The sequence below is a fragment of the Allobosea sp. Root483D1 genome, assembly GCF_001429505.1.
GTDB lineage: Bacteria > Pseudomonadota > Alphaproteobacteria > Rhizobiales > Beijerinckiaceae > Allobosea.
This window is the reverse complement of the sequence record NZ_LMJW01000001.1, coordinates 387891-404301: the sequence shown is the minus strand read 5'-3', so window position 1 is coordinate 404301 and position 16411 is coordinate 387891. Positions and strand designations below refer to the sequence as shown.

Here is a 16411-nt window from a genome sequence, read left to right as displayed (position 1 = left end):
AGCAAGGCTCGGCCGCCCGTCATGACCGTCCGCCGTCTCGATCCCGTCCTGGTCGATCGCATCGCCGCCGGCGAGGTGATCGAGCGGCCGGCCGCGGCAGTGAAGGAGCTGGTCGAGAACGCGATCGATGCCGGCGCCCGCACCATCGCCGTCACCATCGCGGCTGGCGGGTGCGAACTGATCCGCGTCGTCGATGACGGCAGCGGCATGAGCCCGGGGGACCTTGCCCTCTGCGTCGAGCGCCACGCGACCTCGAAGCTCCCGGACGGCGACCTCTTCGCCATCCGCTCGCTCGGCTTCCGCGGCGAGGCCTTGCCCTCGATCGGTTCGGTGGCGCGGCTCTCGATCACCACGCGCCAGCGCGATGCGGCGCAGGGCTCCGCCCTGGTGGTCGAGGCCGGCGCAAAGGGAGCGGTGAGGCCGGCGGCAGCCGCCCCCGGGACCCGCATCGAGGTCAGCGACCTCTTCATCTTCACGCCCGCCCGCCTCAAATTCCTGAAGAGTGACCGGGCCGAGGCGCAGGCCGTTTCCGACATGCTGCGGCGGCTCGCCATCGCCCATCACGAGGTCCGCTTCTCGCTCGAGGGCGAGCATGTCTCGGCCTTCGACTGGCCGGCCGAACCGTTCAGCGAGGACGGCCGGCTGCGTCGTCTCGGCCGCGCGCTCGGGCGCGACTTCCCCGAGAACGCGCTGCCGGTCGAAACCGAGCGCGAGGGCGTCAGGCTTTCGGGCTTCGCCGGCCTGCCGACCTTCCATCGCGGCACCTCGGCCGGCATCCACATGGCGGTCAATGGCCGCCCGGTGCGCGATAAATTGCTGCTTTCGGCCGTGCGCGGGGCCTATGCCGACGTCGTGCCGTCCGACCGGCATCCGGTGCTCTATCTCGACGTGCTCTGCGATCCCGCCGTGGTCGACGTCAACGTCCACCCGGCCAAGAGCGAGGTCCGCTTCCGCGATCCGGCTCTGGTACGCGGGCTCGTCGTGTCCAGCCTCAAGGCGGCGCTCGCCGGCGCCGGCCACCGCGCCACCACCACCGGCGGCGCCCGCACGCTCGACGCCTTCCGTGCGGTCTTCTCAGGCGGGGGACTAGGCGGTGGGCCAGCCACGATCCAGCGCCCGAACTTCGGCAGCACCGCCGATTGGCGCGTGCCCGAGGCTCATGCTCAGCCGATGCAGGCGGGCTTTTCCGACCTCGCCATGCCCTCGGCCGATGCTCGCGCGCATCTTGCCGAGCCGCCGCAGGATGCGCTCGACCGGCCGCTCGGCGCGGCGCGCGCCCAGGTCCATGGCACCTATATCGTCGCCCAGACCCGCGACGGGATGGTCATCGTCGACCAGCACGCCGCGCATGAGCGCCTGGTCTATGAACGGCTCAAGGCCGAGCGCGCCAAGGCCGGGATCGCCCGCCAGCCCTTGCTGCTGCCCGAGGTGGTCGAGCTCGATCCCGTCGATGCCGACCGGCTCAACGCCGCCGCCGCCGATCTCGCCTCGCTCGGCCTCGTCATCGAGAGCTTCGGCCCCGGTGCCGTGCTGGTGCGCGAGGCGCCGTCCGCCATCGCCGGCGGCAACCTGCAGGGCATCGTCCGCGACGTTGCCGATGCGCTCGCCGAGCATGGCGACGCCGGCTCGCTGGAGCGAAGGCTCGACCATGTGCTGGCGACCATGGCCTGCCACAACTCGGTCCGCGCCGGCCGGCGCCTGCGCCCCGAGGAGATGGATGCGCTCTTGCGCGAAATGGAGGCGACGCCGAATTCCGGCCAGTGCAATCACGGCCGCCCGACCTATGTCGAACTGAAGCTCAGCGATATCGAGAAGCTGTTCGGGAGACGGTGAGGGCAGGGCTCGCCCGTCATTGCGAGGAGGCGAAGCCGACGAAGCAATCTAGGGGCAGCAGAGCGAGACCTGCTGGATTGCTTCGCTACGCTCGCAACGACGGCTATCGTTTTTCGGTGGCGCGAAATCTGCGGGAGCGAGCATGCGCGAGCCGGCTGTCTACATCATGGCGAGCCAGCGTAACGGAACGCTCTATGTCGGCGTGACGTCGAACATCGCCGAGCGGGTATGGCAGCATAGAGAGGGCGTAGTACCAGGGTTCACCAAGAGATATGGCTGCAAGCTCCTCGTCTGGTACGAGCATCACGAGCGAATGGACGAAGCTATTAGCCGTGAGAAGCAGCTCAAGGGCGGCTCACGCGCCAACAAGCTGGCGTTGATCGAGGCAATGAATCCAGGTTGGCGCGATCTGTATGAGAATTTGGCCGGCTGACGCCCCCGTCATTGCGAGCGAAGCGAAGCAATCCAGGGGGACTTGCTCTACGCCCTCCTAGATTGCTTCGTCGCTTCGCTCCTCGCAATGACGGAGAGGTCTAAACCGCCCGCAGAAACCTTACCTGCGTCTCGCCATAGTCCCGCCGGTCCAACTCCTCGAAGCCACCTGGCAGCGCGATCTCAACGTCCGCAGCTTCCTCCAGCAGGATGAGCGCGTCCTTCGCCAGCCAGCCACCCTCGCGGGCCGAGGCGAGAGACTTTTCGCCCAGGCCCTTGCGATAGGGCGGGTCGCAGAAGACGAGGTCGAACGGGGCCATGCCGGTGATCGGGCCGAGCTTGGTCGCGTCGCGGCGGAAGATGCGGCTATAGCCGGCGAGCCCGAGCGCCATCTGGTTCTCGCGGATCAGCCCGCGCGCTTCGGCCCCGTCATCGACCAAGAGCGCAAAGGCGGCGCCGCGCGACAGCGCTTCGAACGCCATCGCGCCGGTGCCGGCAAAGAGGTCGAGCACGCGCGCACCATCGGCCGCATCGCCATGGCCATGCGCCAGCACGTTGAACAGCGATTCCCGCAGCCGATCCGAAGTCGGCCGGATCGCGCCGATGCCCGGCTTCGGGCTGGCGAGAGGACGGCCGCCGAAGCGGCCTCCGACGATGCGCATCGGTCAGACCTCAGCCGCGGCGGTCGCGTCCACCGCCGGAACGCGGAGGACCGGAGCGCGGTGGGCGCTTGTCGCCGCCGGGGCGCGGGCCGCCGCGTCCGCCGGGCCGATCGCCGCCCGGGCGGTCACCGGCAGGCCTGTCGCGGAACGGACGCTCGGGCCGGGCCTCGCCAGCGCCGCCGCTGGGCGGACGCTTGCCGCGTGGCGGCTTGTCGGCCCAGTCGCCGGCGCCACGCCAAGGCGACTCGCCGCTGCGATCGTGCCCGAAGCTCTCCTCGCGTGGTGCCCGCTCCGGACGTTCGCTGCGCGGCGCGCGCGCCGGGCGCTCCTCGCGTGACTCGTCCTTCGGTTTGGCGCTGATGCGTTCGACCTTGACGCGCCGCCCCTTCGGATCGGCGATCGCCTTGTCGCGCATGCGCTTGACGGTGCCGGCCGCCTCGCGTGCCTGCCGCTCCTCTTTGGGATCGAGGCCGCGTCGCGGTGCCGCCTTGCGATCGCGCTGCGGCTCGGCTTCGGCATCGCGCCAGACGCCGCGCGTCCACGGCTTGTCGCCGCGCATCAGGCTCCCATCCTCGCCCCGCTCGTCCTGCTCGGCGCGAGGACGGCGGCGTGGCCGGTCGTCGCCGGCAGGTGCGGGCCTGCCGCGCGCGGGTCGTTCCGCTGCTGGGCCCTCGTCGCGCCGCGGCGAGTCGAAATCGACCCCTGCCTTGGCCATCAATTCGGTGCCGAGCTGGTCCTTGAGCACCTTGGAGCGCACCTCCTCGGCCTCGCCCTCGGGCAGGTCGCCGAGCTGGAACGGGCCGAAGGAGACCCGGATCAGGCGGTTCACCTGCAGGCCGAGATGCTCCAGCAGCGTCTTGACCTCGCGGTTCTTGCCCTCGCGCAGGTCGACGGTGAGCCAGGTGTTCGAGCCCTGCTCGCGCTCGAACTGGGCGATGACCGGTCCGTACTGGACGCCGTCGATGGTGACGCCGCCCTTCAGGGTATCGAGCTGGCCCTGATTGACCTGGCCGAAGGCACGCACGCGATAGCGCCGGAGCCAGCCGGTCTCGGGGAGCTCCAGCATCCGCGCCAGCCCGCCATCATTGGTGAGCAGCAGCAGGCCTTCGGTGTTGATGTCGAGCCGGCCGACCGAGAGCACGCGCGGCAGATCCTCCGGCAGCGCGTCGAACACGGTCGGGCGCCCTTCCGGATCATGGTTGGTCGTCACCAGGCCGCGCGGCTTGTGGTAGAACCAGAGCCGCGTGCGCTCGCGTGCCGGCAACGCCTCGCCGTCGACCAGAACGACATCGTTAGGGCCGATATCGAGCGCCGGGCTCTCGATGATCTTGCCGTTCACACTGACGCGGCCTTCCGCGATGATCGCCTCGGAATCGCGGCGCGAGGCGACGCCGGCGCGGGCCATCACCTTGGCGATGCGCTCGGGCTCCTGCGGCGCGGCCGGGACCGAGACTGCCTCGGCGATCTCGGCGGCGTTACGATGCGCGCGGTCAGGCCGGCCGCGCGTCGGATTGCTGCCACGCGGCGCGTCGAAACGCTTGGCGCCGCCGAAGCTGCGACCTTCACCGCGGTCGTCGCGGCGCGGCGGCCGGGCAGGGCGCTCACCGCTGCCGCTACGCTCGCGGAAGGGGCGCTCGCTGCGGCCAGGTTGATCGCCGCGGTCCCGCGGCGGCCGGCGCTCCTCGCCGTCACGCGGACGGAACGACCGCTCGCCGCCTTCGCGCGGCGGGCGTGACGGTGCGCCGTCGCGAGAAGGGCGTCCGAAGCCGCCGGGCCTATCGCCGCCGGTCCTGTCGCGGCTTGGCCGCTCGCCCCCTCGCGGAGGACGGCCGGCGCGGCTCTCATCACCGCCGCGCTCGCGAAATGGCCGCTCGCCACCCTCGCGGGGTGGGCGTGACGGTGCGCCGTCGCGGGAAGGACGCCCGAAGCCGCCGGGCCGGTCGCCGCCAGTCCGGTCACTGCGTGGCCGTTCGCCGTCGCGAGGCGGGCGGCTGGCACGGCGTTCGTCACTGCCACGGTCGCGGAACGGGCGTTCACCGCCCTCGCGTGGCGGCCGCTCGCCGCTCGGGCGCTCGCGGAACGGCTTCTTCTCGAAGCGCGGCGCCGCCGGGCGCTCGCCTTCGCTGCGGCGACGCTCGGCACCTTCGGCGGGTGCGCGCCGGGGCCGATCCTCGCCATCGCGCGAGCGGAAGGGCGGCTTGCCAGGGCCGCCGCGCCCGGGCGGCCGGCCGCCCGGTCCACCGCGGCCGGGGCCGCCATCGCGTCCGCCGCCGCGGCCGCCGGTTCCGCCGCCCTTGCGCGGGCCGCGGCTTTTCTGGTTGTTGTCGTCGCTCATGGTGGCTCCTGAAGCCGGATCATCGCGGACCGGGTTGCGAAGCGATCCGGGACGGCAGCGGCTTTTGAATCTGGTATTAGCCGGCGCTTGTAGCAGGCGCTTTCGTGCGCTGCGACGGCAAAGATGAAGGTTCGATGGGATCGATCGACGCAAAGCAGCTCGAGGTGGCGCCGATGGCGCTCGCACTCGCCGAGGCGCGCGCCGCGGCGGAGCGTGGCGAGGTGCCGGTCGGGGCGGTGATCGTCCGTGACAGCCAGGTGCTGGCCATCGCCAGCAACCGCACGCTCGAGCTGAAGGATCCGACGGCGCATGCCGAGACGCTGGCGATCCGGCTGGCCTGCGAGGCGATCGGCTCGGAACGGCTGATCGACTGCGATCTCTATGTCACGCTCGAGCCCTGCCCGATGTGCGCGGCGGCGATCTCCTTCGCCCGGATCAGGCGGCTCTATTTCGGTGCCTTCGACCCGAAGGGCGGGGCGGTCGAGAACGGCGTCCGGCTCTATAGCAGCCCGAGCTGCCATCATGCGCCGGAGGTCTATGGCGGCCTGAGCGAGCGCGAGGCGGCTGAGCTGCTGCGCGATTTCTTCCGCGGGAAGCGCTGATGGCGCAGATCATCCGCGCCGCGAGCCCGGCCGACGCGAAAGCCATCGCCGATCTCAACCACGCGGCCTTTGGCGGCGAGGGCGAGGTCGGCATCATCGAGCGCCTGAGCCGTGATGGCCTGGTCGCGGTCGAGCTCGTCGCCGAACAGGGCGGCGCGATCGGTGGCTATATCCTGCTGAGCTGGCTGCCGACGATGATGGACGGGCGCGCCGTGAAGGCCCTGGCGCTTGCGCCGATAGCCGTCCTGCCGGGATTCCAAAAGCAGGGTATCGGCGGCCGCCTGATCGCGGCGGCGCTGGACGAGGCGAGGGCTGCCGGCGCAGAGGCTGTCATCGTGCTCGGCCATCCCGATTATTACCCGCGCTTCGGCTTCTCGGCGGCACTGGCGCGGAACCTCGCCTCTCCTTTCACCGGCGAGGCCTTCATGGCGCTGGAGCTCGTGCCGGGAGCCCTGGCTGGGCAGCAAGGTTCGGTTGCCTATCCGGCCGCGTTCGGGCTGTAGCCGCCCGCTTCGGCCCACGGCCTCAGTCAGGTTTCTGCCTCGCTGGCGGCTCAGGCGCCGAAAAGGGGCTTCGCTGAAAGCGGGGCAGGGCGAGCTGCCGGGCGAATTCTTCAAGGGTCTGCGCCAGCACTTGAGTTTCCAGTAAATACCCACGCGAATGAAATTGAATTTGTGATATGCAAGTATTGATTCAACAATCAAATGGCTGTCGGATTCTAGTTCAATCGACCTAACTCGATTTGGCTAGGCAAGTCGTGAGTTGATCCGTTTTGGCGTTGCTGGTGCAGCCTGCCATGTTTTGGCCTTGTATCGTCAGTAGGTCGCTGATGCACTGCTCAGCCAGACCAAGGAATGGTGGCTTGAGCCTTCCATTCCCCAAGAAAACTGGTTCACCTCCATTATGCGTAAAGTTGCGTTGGCTGCGCTGTTCGCAGCCTGTTGGCCTGTGTCCTCTTCCTTCGCCGCGGATACCGCGCTCGCGAAGATCTCCTTCCAGCCACAGGTGAAGGGCCTCGGCTGCCTCAAGCCGGAAACCCTTGGCATGATCAAGGAACTCACCGCGAAGATCGGTCCGGTCCAGATCACCTCGACCTGCGGTGGCCGCCACGCCCGCAACTCCCAGCACTATCGCGGCAACGCCATCGATTTTCGCCCGCTCGCCACCTCGCCGCGCAATGCCGCAGCCGTTGCCAAGAAAATCGAAGCTGTCGGCGGCGTCGGCTCCTATTCGAACGGCCTCGTCCATGTCGATGTCGGTGATCGCGAGATCGCCTGGTACGGCAAGAAGCGCAGCCGCCGCCTGGCCTATGCCGGGCGCGGGCGCTAGCTCAGAGCATCGCCCGGGCGACGAGGTAGCCGCCCAGCGCCAGGAGTCCGGCGAAGAAGCTGAGCTTGAAGGTCGCTGCCGAAATGCGCTGCCGGATCGCCTGGCCGAACCACATTCCGCCGAGTGCCGGCAGCAGCGCCAGCAGCGAGGCGCCGGCGACCTTGAGGTCGAGCGCGCCGGCGCCGACCAGTCCGAACGACAGGGCGATCGTCGAAACGATGAAGGAGAGGCCGAGCGCCTGCACCAGTTCGTCCTTGTCGAAGCCGAGCGCCTGCAGATAGGGCACCGCCGGTAGCACGAAGACACCGGTCGCAGCAGTCGAGATGCCGGTGAGCACGCCGACGACCGGGCCGGCCCAGCCCTCATGTCTGGCCGGCACGCGCAGCTTCGCCGCCTTCAGCCCGACCAGCGCATAGAGCACCAGCGCGATGCCGAGCCAGAGCGTCGCCGAGCCGTCCTTGGCCTTCTCCAGGAGCCCGGCCCCAGCCCAGGTGCCGACGCAGATGCCGGCCAGCATCGGCCAGAGCCGGATGGCGATCGCCTTCAGCTTCGACCCGGTCAGCTGCCAGCTATTGGTGACGAGATTGGGAATGACCAGCAGCGCCGCGGCCTGCGCCGGCGCCATCACCACGCCGAGGATGCCGACCGCGATCGTCGGCAGGCCGAGTCCGATCACGCCCTTGACGAAGCCGGCGAGCACGAAGGTCGCGGCAATGAAGATGAGGAGCGTCGTCTGGTCCATGATCGTGCCGGCCCTGTCGGTCGATTGCGTCGGATCGCTTGTCGCAGTCCTGACCGCGCCTGTCGCGAGCGGATACTACGGTCTCGGCCGTAGCGTCCTTGCTTGCCTGGACGGGCGCGGGCGTCATCATGGCAGCCACAATGGAGGGCGTTGAGCCATGGCCATGCACGGACCCTATCTAGCCGAGATCGCGCATCTGATGGGCGACCCTGCCCGGGCCAACATGCTGCATGCGCTGATGGACGGGCGCGCGCTGACGGCGAAGGAGCTCGCCTTCCTCGCCGGCGTCGCGCCGCAGACCGCGAGCGGCCATCTCGCCAAGCTGATGCAGGGCGGCCTGCTCGGCGTCGCCGTGCAGGGCCGCCATCGCTATTACCGGCTCGCGGGGCCGGAAGTCGCTGCCGCACTCGAAGGATTGATGGTACTTTCCGGCGGGCAGGCGAACGGGCGCCGGCTGCCTTCCCGAGTCGGTGCCGATCTCGCTCAGGCCCGCACCTGCTACGACCATTTCGCTGGCCGCTTGGGCATCGCGATCCATGATGCGCTCGTCGCCGGCGGGCATCTCACCGTTGCCGACGGCGGCTATGGGCTGACCCGCTCAGGCGTCACGCTCTTCGCCGGGCTCGAGGTCGATCCCGCCACCGCAAGCAAGGGCAAGCGCGCTGCGCTCCGCCCCTGTCTCGACTGGAGCGAGCGCCGCCCGCATCTCGCCGGCTCGCTCGCGGCGGCGCTGGCCTGCCGTTGCTTCGAAGCGGGCTGGGTGACGCGGATCAGGGACAGCCGCGCCGTGCTGCTGACGGACGAGGGACGCGCAGCGCTGGAGGCCGGGTTGCCAGGCTTCCGGTGCGATGAACCGGAGATGGCTGCTCGTCATTCTCGGGCGGCGCGGAGCGCAGACCCGAGAACCTCATGACCAGCTGGCACTGGTTTCCGAGATGCTCGGGTCAAGCCCGAGCATGACGTCTCACGCCACCGCCGCCTTCTCCAGCGCCTCTGACAGCCTCCGCTTGACCTCCTCCTTGGCCGGCTGGGCGGCCTCGAAGATCGCCTGCCAGCGGAAGAAGTCGAGCCCGCCGAAGCCTTCGCCGCCGGCGCGGATCAGGATGTCCGGCGGCTGACGCTCGATCATGCGCTGGACCAGCGCCCGCGTCAGGATCTGCGAGACGCCGACCATCGCCTCCAGCGGCTCCGGCACGCGGCTGTCGCTAATGGTAGCGGGGGCGCTGGTGTCGACCGCGAGCACGAGGCGTCCTGGCGCCAGCAGGCGGTCATAGGGCAGGGGGTTGATCGCGCCGCCGTCGATCAGCACCCGCCCGCCGATCGTTACCGGCCGGATCAGGCCCGGGATCGCCAGTGAGGCGGCGACAGCCGGCGTCAACGGGCCGCTGCCGATGATGACCTCGTCATGCAGGTGGTAGTCGGTCGCAACGCAGAGGAAGGGGATGCCGAGTTCCTCGAAGCGATCAGGCACGGCCTGCGGCCAGAACAGGTCGAGCAGGCGCTCGCCGTCGATCAGGACGGGATTGCCGAGCCCGCCGCGCCAGAGATCGGCGATCTTGCCGACGCGCGCTTCGAGCAGCCGGGCGATCACCCGCGCGCGGTCGCGGAAACTGGCCTCGACATGGGCGCGGAGATCGCGGCCGGAGAGGCCGGCGGCATAGGCCGCGCCGACGATCGCGCCCATCGACGAGCCGGCGATCAGCGCCGGCTTCAGCCCGAGCTCGTCGAGCGCCTCCAGCACCGGGATATGGCTGAGCCCCCGCGCGCCGCCCGAGCCGAGCACGAGGACGAGCTCGGGCTGGGAGGGGGCTCGATTCGTTGCAGGCTGGAGCAAGGTCATAGCGAGAGGCGATCCGTTTCAGGGCACATCGAGGCGAGCCCTTTCATAGTCGTCCCGGATCTCCGCCTCGCTCCGTCCGGGATGACCCGCGTATTTATGAAAGCGGTCTGGCGAGGAAAGGTTTCACTGCCGCGAGGGTGTCCTGCGGATTCTCCTCCGGCAGGAAATGGCCGCTGGCGATCGCCAGCCCTTCCGCCTGTGGCGCGAAGGTCTCGCGCCAGATTTCGAGCGGGCTCGCGCCCTTGGCGGGAATGCCGGCCTCGCCCCAGAGCACCAGCACCGGGCAGAGGATCTTTTTGCCCGCCCCGAGATCGGCCTTGTCGTGCTCGACATCGGTCGTCGCACCGGCGCGATAATCCTCGCAGGCGGCATGGATGCGCGACGGATCGTTGAAGGAATCGGCGTAGGCGGCCAGCGCCAGCGGGTGGAAGGCCTTCAGCTCCTTGGCCCGCGTCCAGCTCGCGATCGTATGGTCGAGCCAGCCGGCAGGGTCGGCCTGGATCAGCTTCTCCGGCACCGGCTCGGGCTGGGCCAGGAAGGTCCAGTGATAGACCTGCATGGCGCGCGCCGCGTTCATGCCTTCCCACATCGACACGGTCGGCAGGATGTCGAGCAGGACGAGCCGCTCGACCCGGCCGGGATGGTCGAGCGCGAGGCGATAGGCGACGCGAGCGCCGCGGTCATGGCCGATCACCGCGAAACGGTTGAAGCCGAGCGCGCTCATCAGGGCGACGATGTCCTCGCCCATGCCGCGCTTGGTATAGAGTGCCTTGCCGCCATCGCCGTGCGGGGCAGCAGACCAGCCATAGCCGCGCAGATCAGGGCAGACGACGGTATGCTTCTTCGCCAGTTCGCCCGCCATCTCGTGCCATTCGGCATGGGTTTGCGGGAAGCCGTGGATCAGCACCACAGGTGGTCCCTCGCCGCCGACGCGGGCGAAGATCTTGCCGACCGGCCCGTCGACCCAGCGCGCCTCAAAACCGGGGAAGAGGCTGTCGATATTGGTCATGGCCGTGCTCCCGTCGTGATCGCCGAAACGATGTCGGTCCGGCCGAAATCCCCGCCCTTGTAGAGCAGAGGCGCGTTCAAGGATTTGGCAAGAGCATAAGAGAAGCAGTCGCCGAGGTTGAGGCGGGCAGCATGGCGCCCCTTGCCGAAACGCAGGAAGGCCTGGGCTGACAGCGTACTCTGCTCGTCATCGACCGGAACACGACGGATTCCGAAACCGTCCATCAATGCGATGTAACGCTCGAACGTGAAGTTCGGCACACGGCCCATCGCCACCATGAAGGTTTCCACGAAGGTGACTGCCGAACAGCAGGCGTCGGCGCTGTCGTCCAGAACGGAAACGAAGAGGGCACGCTCCGGCTCCTTGAGCAGGACCGCGATGATCGCCGAGCTGTCGACGACAATCGGCGAGGCCGTCACGATGGGACGCCATTCTCGTCATAGCCGATGATCTCATCATCGCTGAGATCACTGTTGATCTTCGGCATGGCGTCGATCTCGGCGAGCAGCTTCTCAAGCTTCTCCATGTCGATCCGGCCCTTGCGCGGCGGCAACTCGGCAAGCTCGCGCTCCGCTGCTGTCTTGACCGCGTCGGTGATCGTCCTGCCCGTGCGTGCCGCGAGCTCGCGGACGATCCGGTCCGTTTCGGGGTCCTTGATCAGGATGGCCATGGCATCCTCGCGTATATATCGATCCTGTCTCGATATATACGACCTGGTAGTCGCCTTGTCAGCCTTCACGCTCGCGCTTCACCGCCTGCCAGCCGATATCGCGTCGGCAGAAGCCGCCCGGCCAGTCGATCAGGTCGACTGCAGCATAGGCTTTGGCTTGCGCTTCAGAGACAGTCTTGCCGAGCGCGACGATGTTAAGCACGCGCCCGCCATTGGCGATGATGTCGTCGCCCTTCGCCTGTGTGCCGGCATGGAAGACCAGCACGTCCTTTTCGGCGGCAGCCTTCTCGATGCCCTTGATGACGCTGCCCTTCTCGGGCGTGGCTGGGTAGCCGTTCGCAGCCATCACCACCGTCAGCGCCGCCTGGTCCGACCAGCGCAGATCGACCGCGTTCAGCACGCCATCGCAGGCGGCGAGCAGCGCCGGCACGATGTCGCTTTTGAGGCGCGGCATCAGCACCTCGCATTCAGGATCGCCGAAGCGCGTGTTGTATTCGATCAGCTTGGGACCCTGTGCCGTGATCATCAGCCCGGCGTAGAGGATGCCCTTGAACGGCGTGCCTCGCTTTGCCATGCCGGCGAGCGTCGGCGCGATGATCTCGGCCATGACCTGATCTTCCAGTGCCTTGGTCATGACCGGGGCCGGCGAATAGGCGCCCATGCCGCCGGTGTTCGGGCCGGTGTCGCCATCACCCACGCGCTTGTGGTCCTGGGCCGAAGCGAGCGCGAGCGCATGCGTGCCGTCGCAGAGCGCGAAGAAACTGGCTTCCTCGCCGATCATCCACTCCTCGATCACGACCTCGGCGCCGGCCGCGCCGAGCCCGCCGGAGAACATCATCGCCAAGGCCTCATTGGCCTGTTCGATGGTCTCGGCCATGACCACGCCCTTGCCGGCGGCGAGCCCGTCGGCCTTGATCACCAAAGGCGCACCAGTCTTGGCGACGTAAGCCCTGGCTGCGGCTTCGTCGGTGAAGCGGGCGAAGGCTGCGGTCGGGATATCGAACTCGGCGCAGAGCTCCTTGGTGAAGGCCTTCGAGCCCTCGAGCTGTGCTGCTGCCTTCGACGGGCCGAAGGTCTTGATCCCGGCGGCTTCGAGATCGTCGGCGATGCCGTCGACCAGCGGCCCCTCAGGCCCGATCACGGCGAGGCCGACGCCCATCACCTTGCAGAAATCGGCCACGGCGCGGTGGTCGGCGATATCCAGCACGATATTCGTGCCGCATTGGCCGGTGCCGGGATTGCCGGGGGCGATGAAGAGCTTGTCGCAGAGCGGCGAGGCCGAGATCGCCCAGGCCAGGGCATGTTCGCGTCCGCCGGACCCGATCAGAAGAATGTTCATCGCACCGCCTCGTTCAGGTCGCAGTCGCTGGCACACCAACCTCATCGGTCATCCCGGACAAGCGGCGGAGCCGCGCCGATCCGGGATCCATTCCTGAGCCTTCCCGAAAGAGGTTCCGGAATGGGTCCCGGGTCTTCCTCCGATCGCCCGGGACGACATGGTGGGTTCCAGCAAGAAGTCCACAAGGCGCGCAATAGCCGCCATCCTCTGACAGGGCAACGCTTCTGCTTGTGTCCTCGTGCCGCTAAGTTCGCGCCATGGACAGCGAATCGCCTCAAGCCCCCGGCAATGCCCCCGAATGGTCGGTCTCCGATCTCTCCGGCGCGCTCAAGCGCACGCTGGAGGATGCCTTCGGCTTCGTGCGCGTGCGCGGCGAAATCTCCGGCTATCGCGGCCCGGTCGGCTCCGGCCATGTCTACTTCTCGCTGAAGGACGCCAACGCCAAGATCGACGCGGTGATCTGGAAGGGGGTCTTCGGCCGGCTGAAGACCAAGCCCCAGGAGGGGTTGGAGGTCATCGCCACCGGCAAGATCACCACCTTCGCCGGCAAGTCGAGCTACCAGATCATCATCGATTCGCTCGAGCCGGCCGGCATCGGCGCGTTGATGGCGCTGCTAGAGGAGCGGCGCAAGAAGCTCGCCGCCGAAGGCCTGTTCGATGCAGGCCGCAAACAGCTCATCCCCTTCCTGCCGCGCGTCGTCGGCGTCATCACCTCGCCGACCGGCGCTGTCATCCGTGACATCCTGCACCGGCTGGAGGAACGCTTTCCGCGCCATGTCCTGGTCTGGCCGGTGCGCGTCCAGGGTGAGAGCAGCGCGGCCGAGGTCGCCAACGCGATCGCGGGCTTCAACGCATTGCCCGAAGGCGGCCGCATCCCGCGCCCGGACGTGATCATCGTCGCGCGCGGCGGCGGCTCGCTCGAGGACCTGATGGGCTTCAACGAGGAGGTGGTGGTGCGCGCCGCCGCGGCCTCGCTGATCCCGCTGGTCTCGGCCGTCGGCCACGAGACCGACGTGACCCTGATCGACCACGCCGCCGATCTGCGCAGCCCGACGCCGACCGGCGCAGCCGAGAAGGTCGTGCCGGTGCGCGCCGAACTGCTGGGGCAAGTCACCGACCTGTCGCGCCGGCTGTCGGGCGCGACGCTGCGCCTGTCCGAGCGCCGCCGCAGCGATCTGCGCGCGCTCGCCCGGGCCCTACCGACGCCAGAGAACCTGCTGGCCGCGCCGCGCCAGCGGCTCGATCTGGCTGCGACGAGACTTGGCCCGGCGCTGGCGCGTAACGCCCGCGCTTACGAGCAGCGCCTCGCCCAGCTCGACCGCCGCCTTCACACGCAGTCGCCGGCGGCGCGACTGAAAACCCATGCCGCCCGCCTCGACGGGCTCGGCAAGCGGCTCGCAGCAGCGCGCGGCGCACTTCTTCGCACCGAGCGCGACCGTATCGCCCGCGCCGGAGACCGGCTCGATGCTGTTGCCGCGCGCGCGGTCGCGGCGTTCTCGCGCCAGCTCCAGCGTCGCCGCGACCGGCTGGAGAGCGTCTGGTCTCTCGCCGCCTCGCTCGGGCCGCAGGCCGTGCTGGCGCGGGGCTATGCGCTGGTTCGCGACGAGGATGGCAATCTGCTGCGCAGCGCGGCAGCAGCCCGCCCGGGACTTGCTCTCCAGGTCACGCTCGCCGATGGCAGTTTCGGCGCCGTGGTGCCGGGCGGAGCCTCCCCGCCGCAGACGCCGCGGCAACCCGGGCGCAAGGCGAGCGGAGGGGCGGGGCAGGGGGATCTGTTCTGACGAACCCGAAAACCTGCGATTCACCACGGTTTTGGATGAACCCGGCTTCGTTCAGACAGCGTTCAGCTAGCTCTGGATAATCGCTGCTTGATAGCGGTTGGGGGATTCATCCTTGATGCTCGCCGGTTTCCGGACAGGCCTTGCTTGCGCCTTTGCCATGCTTGCGTTCGCGGGCCTGCATTCCCAGCAGGCGAGCGCATCCGAGTTCATCTGCAAGCCGTCGACGCTGACGCGTGATGCCGCCGCTCTGGCTTCGGTCTGGAGCAACGGCAGCACCCCCTTGCGCATCCTCGCCATCGGCTCGTCCTCGACCGAGGGCATCGGCGCCAGCGGCAAGGACAAGACCTATCCGGCGCGGCTTGGCTCGCTGTTGCGCGAAGGGCTGTCCGGTCGCTCCATCGAGATGGTCAATGCCGGCATTGGCGGCGAAACCGCGCCGCAGACGCTATCGCGTCTCAAGGGCGCGCTGGCGCAAGGCCGTTACGATCTGGTGATCTGGCAGGTCGGCACCAACGACGCCGTGACCGGCGGCGACCTTGGCACATTCCGCAACCTCGTCGCCGACGGCATAGCCGCCGCCAAGCAGAGCCATACCCGGCTCGTGATCCTCGATCCGCAATTCTACCCCGGCATCAAGGAAACGGCGCGCTACCGCGCCTATGTCGAAGCCATCGCCGAGGTCGCCAGGGCGCAGGCCGTGCCCGTCCTGTCGCGCTATCAGGCGATGCTGGGCTGGTATCAGCGCGACGCGGACGGCTTCATGGCCGCGCTCGCCGGCGACCGTTTCCACATGAGCGATGCCGGCTATGGCTGCCTGGCTCAGGACATCGCCCGCTCGTTGCTGGGCGACAAGCCTGCAGTGACGCTCGCAGCCTCGGTCCGATAGCGCGACGGTCCAGAGCCGGCGTTCTACCTGCTGCTCACTTGCCCAGCAGGAAGGCTTTTACCCGCCGGATCGCATCGTCGCGCGCCGCCGGATCGGTGCCGACGGTGACCTTCCCGGTTCCGGAGGCGGAATAGGCGATGCCTTCCTTCTCGCGCCGGTCGAGGCGCGGATGATCGAAATCATGCACAGCGCCGGGATAGAGCACGATCTCGACCGGCTCGCCACGGGCTTGGGCGGCCTTGGCGAGGAAGTTGCAAGGGGCGGGCGGCGTCCAGTCGTCGGCGTCGCCCATCAGGATCAGGGTTGGAAGCCGCGCTTCGAAGCTGCCCGATTCCGATTGCGTCCGGCAGCCCGGATAGAAGGCGACCGCACGGACGAAATCGGGCTGACGGTCGGCCGGCCTGCGGTCCTTCCGGATCGCGGCGAGAATGGTGGAGCCGCCGCCCGACCAGCCGAGCAGTGCGATCGCGTCCCGGCGGACCTCGGGACGTTCCTGCAGCCAGCGCCGCGCCGCCATCGCGTCGCCGACGCGCTCGCGGCTGGCGCGGATGGTGACTTCCTTGACGCCGCATTGCGAGCCGAGGCTGCGCGAGCCGTAGCTGTCCGGCATCAGTACGACGAGCCCGGTTGCGGCCAGACGCTCGCCCCAGTCGCTATGCCGCGTCGAGAGCTTGTCGGGCTCGCGCCAGAGGCCGCCGCAGCCATGCAACGCGACGACCGCGGGGAACGGTCCCGGACCCGCCGGGCGGAACAGCACCGCATCGAGCTGATAATCGTCATGCGGGATGCGGACGCGCTCATAGCCGCCCGCGATCGCGGGCGCCGCGAGCAGGGAAAGTAGACCAATCGCCAGTGCCTTGGCGCGGGTCAGGCTGGACATCATCGCAACTGACGCTATCACAGAAAGACCATTCTGGAACAATGCGTTGATTCAGAGATGGTTGCGTCCTA

Annotated in this window: 17 protein-coding genes; 8 read left to right on the top strand and 9 right to left on the bottom strand. The window is 68.7% G+C overall.

Annotated features, from left to right (window positions below; all coding sequences use genetic code 11):
* The first annotated feature begins 21 nt into the window (after positions 1-21).
* Both mutL and ASE66_RS01975 read left to right on the top strand, forming a co-directional pair.
* On the top strand, positions 22-1833 hold the full coding sequence (gene mutL / locus ASE66_RS01980; RefSeq protein ID WP_057187892.1) for a DNA mismatch repair endonuclease MutL: 1812 nt from the start codon (positions 22-24) through the stop codon (positions 1831-1833).
* Between the two features lie 142 nt (positions 1834-1975).
* Entirely contained in the window at positions 1976-2266 is a 291-nt protein-coding gene (locus ASE66_RS01975) for a GIY-YIG nuclease family protein (RefSeq protein WP_057187891.1), read from the top strand.
* Positions 2267-2366: 100 nt separating this feature from the next.
* Here ASE66_RS01975 and rsmD read toward each other — a convergent pair whose 3' ends face one another.
* Positions 2367-2927, bottom strand: a complete 561-nt coding sequence (gene rsmD, locus ASE66_RS01970) for a 16S rRNA (guanine(966)-N(2))-methyltransferase RsmD (protein ID WP_057187890.1) — start codon at positions 2925-2927, stop codon at positions 2367-2369.
* A 10-nt stretch (positions 2928-2937) separates the two neighbouring features.
* A complete protein-coding gene (locus ASE66_RS33810) occupies positions 2938-5262 on the bottom strand; it encodes a pseudouridine synthase (RefSeq protein ID WP_057187889.1) in 2325 nt (774 codons plus the stop codon).
* Between the two features lie 173 nt (positions 5263-5435).
* Between ASE66_RS33810 and ASE66_RS01960 the strand changes: the two genes are divergently transcribed.
* The 3 genes from ASE66_RS01960 (at position 5436) to ASE66_RS01950 (ending at position 7193) form a co-directional block, all read left to right on the top strand.
* Complete coding sequence (locus ASE66_RS01960; protein ID WP_156412024.1) at positions 5436-5864, top strand: nucleoside deaminase; 429 nt, start codon at positions 5436-5438, stop codon at positions 5862-5864.
* Positions 5864-6367 (top strand): GNAT family N-acetyltransferase, encoded by a 504-nt coding sequence (locus ASE66_RS01955; RefSeq protein WP_057187887.1) that lies wholly within the window; start codon positions 5864-5866, stop codon positions 6365-6367. Before ASE66_RS01960 ends, ASE66_RS01955 begins: the two co-directional genes overlap by 1 nt.
* A gap of 445 nt (positions 6368-6812) precedes the next feature.
* On the top strand, positions 6813-7193 hold the full coding sequence (locus tag ASE66_RS01950) for a D-Ala-D-Ala carboxypeptidase family metallohydrolase (protein WP_057187886.1): 381 nt from the start codon (positions 6813-6815) through the stop codon (positions 7191-7193).
* A gap of 1 nt (position 7194) precedes the next feature.
* Here the strand turns inward: ASE66_RS01950 and ASE66_RS01945 are convergent, their stop codons facing one another.
* Complete coding sequence (locus ASE66_RS01945) at positions 7195-7935, bottom strand: sulfite exporter TauE/SafE family protein (RefSeq protein WP_057187885.1); 741 nt, start codon at positions 7933-7935, stop codon at positions 7195-7197.
* A gap of 157 nt (positions 7936-8092) precedes the next feature.
* Between ASE66_RS01945 and ASE66_RS01940 the strand changes: the two genes are divergently transcribed.
* Positions 8093-8848 (top strand): ArsR/SmtB family transcription factor, encoded by a 756-nt coding sequence (locus ASE66_RS01940; protein ID WP_082613130.1) that lies wholly within the window; start codon positions 8093-8095, stop codon positions 8846-8848.
* Between the two features lie 51 nt (positions 8849-8899).
* Here the strand turns inward: ASE66_RS01940 and ASE66_RS01935 are convergent, their stop codons facing one another.
* The 5 genes from ASE66_RS01935 to purD form a co-directional block, all read right to left on the bottom strand.
* Positions 8900-9775 carry a patatin-like phospholipase family protein gene (locus ASE66_RS01935; protein WP_057187884.1) on the bottom strand — a complete coding sequence of 292 codons (876 nt, stop codon included), beginning with the start codon at positions 9773-9775 and terminating at the stop codon, positions 8900-8902.
* A 94-nt stretch (positions 9776-9869) separates the two neighbouring features.
* Positions 9870-10784, bottom strand: coding sequence for an alpha/beta fold hydrolase (locus ASE66_RS01930; protein WP_057187883.1), 915 nt, complete (start codon positions 10782-10784; stop codon positions 9870-9872).
* Positions 10781-11203 (bottom strand): type II toxin-antitoxin system VapC family toxin, encoded by a 423-nt coding sequence (locus ASE66_RS01925; RefSeq protein WP_057187882.1) that lies wholly within the window; start codon positions 11201-11203, stop codon positions 10781-10783. Before ASE66_RS01925 ends, ASE66_RS01930 begins: the two co-directional genes overlap by 4 nt.
* A complete protein-coding gene (locus tag ASE66_RS01920; protein WP_057187881.1) occupies positions 11200-11454 on the bottom strand; it encodes a type II toxin-antitoxin system VapB family antitoxin in 255 nt (84 codons plus the stop codon). The genes ASE66_RS01925 and ASE66_RS01920 overlap by 4 nt, the downstream gene beginning before the upstream one ends.
* Positions 11455-11512: 58 nt before the next feature.
* Positions 11513-12793 carry a phosphoribosylamine--glycine ligase gene (purD, locus tag ASE66_RS01915; RefSeq protein WP_057187880.1) on the bottom strand — a complete coding sequence of 427 codons (1281 nt, stop codon included), beginning with the start codon at positions 12791-12793 and terminating at the stop codon, positions 11513-11515.
* 257 nt (positions 12794-13050) lie between these two features.
* Here purD and xseA point away from each other — a divergent pair, with 257 nt between their 5' ends.
* Together xseA and ASE66_RS01905 are read left to right on the top strand one after the other, a co-directional pair.
* Positions 13051-14574, top strand: a complete 1524-nt coding sequence (gene xseA / locus ASE66_RS01910; RefSeq protein WP_057187879.1) for an exodeoxyribonuclease VII large subunit — start codon at positions 13051-13053, stop codon at positions 14572-14574.
* Between the two features lie 157 nt (positions 14575-14731).
* Positions 14732-15460, top strand: coding sequence for an SGNH/GDSL hydrolase family protein (locus ASE66_RS01905; protein WP_162262434.1), 729 nt, complete (start codon positions 14732-14734; stop codon positions 15458-15460).
* A 34-nt stretch (positions 15461-15494) separates the two neighbouring features.
* On the opposite strand, the gene ASE66_RS01900 is transcribed toward ASE66_RS01905, so the two are convergent.
* Positions 15495-16340, bottom strand: a complete 846-nt coding sequence (locus ASE66_RS01900) for a dienelactone hydrolase family protein (protein ID WP_156411988.1) — start codon at positions 16338-16340, stop codon at positions 15495-15497.
* Positions 16341-16411: the final 71 nt, after the last annotated feature.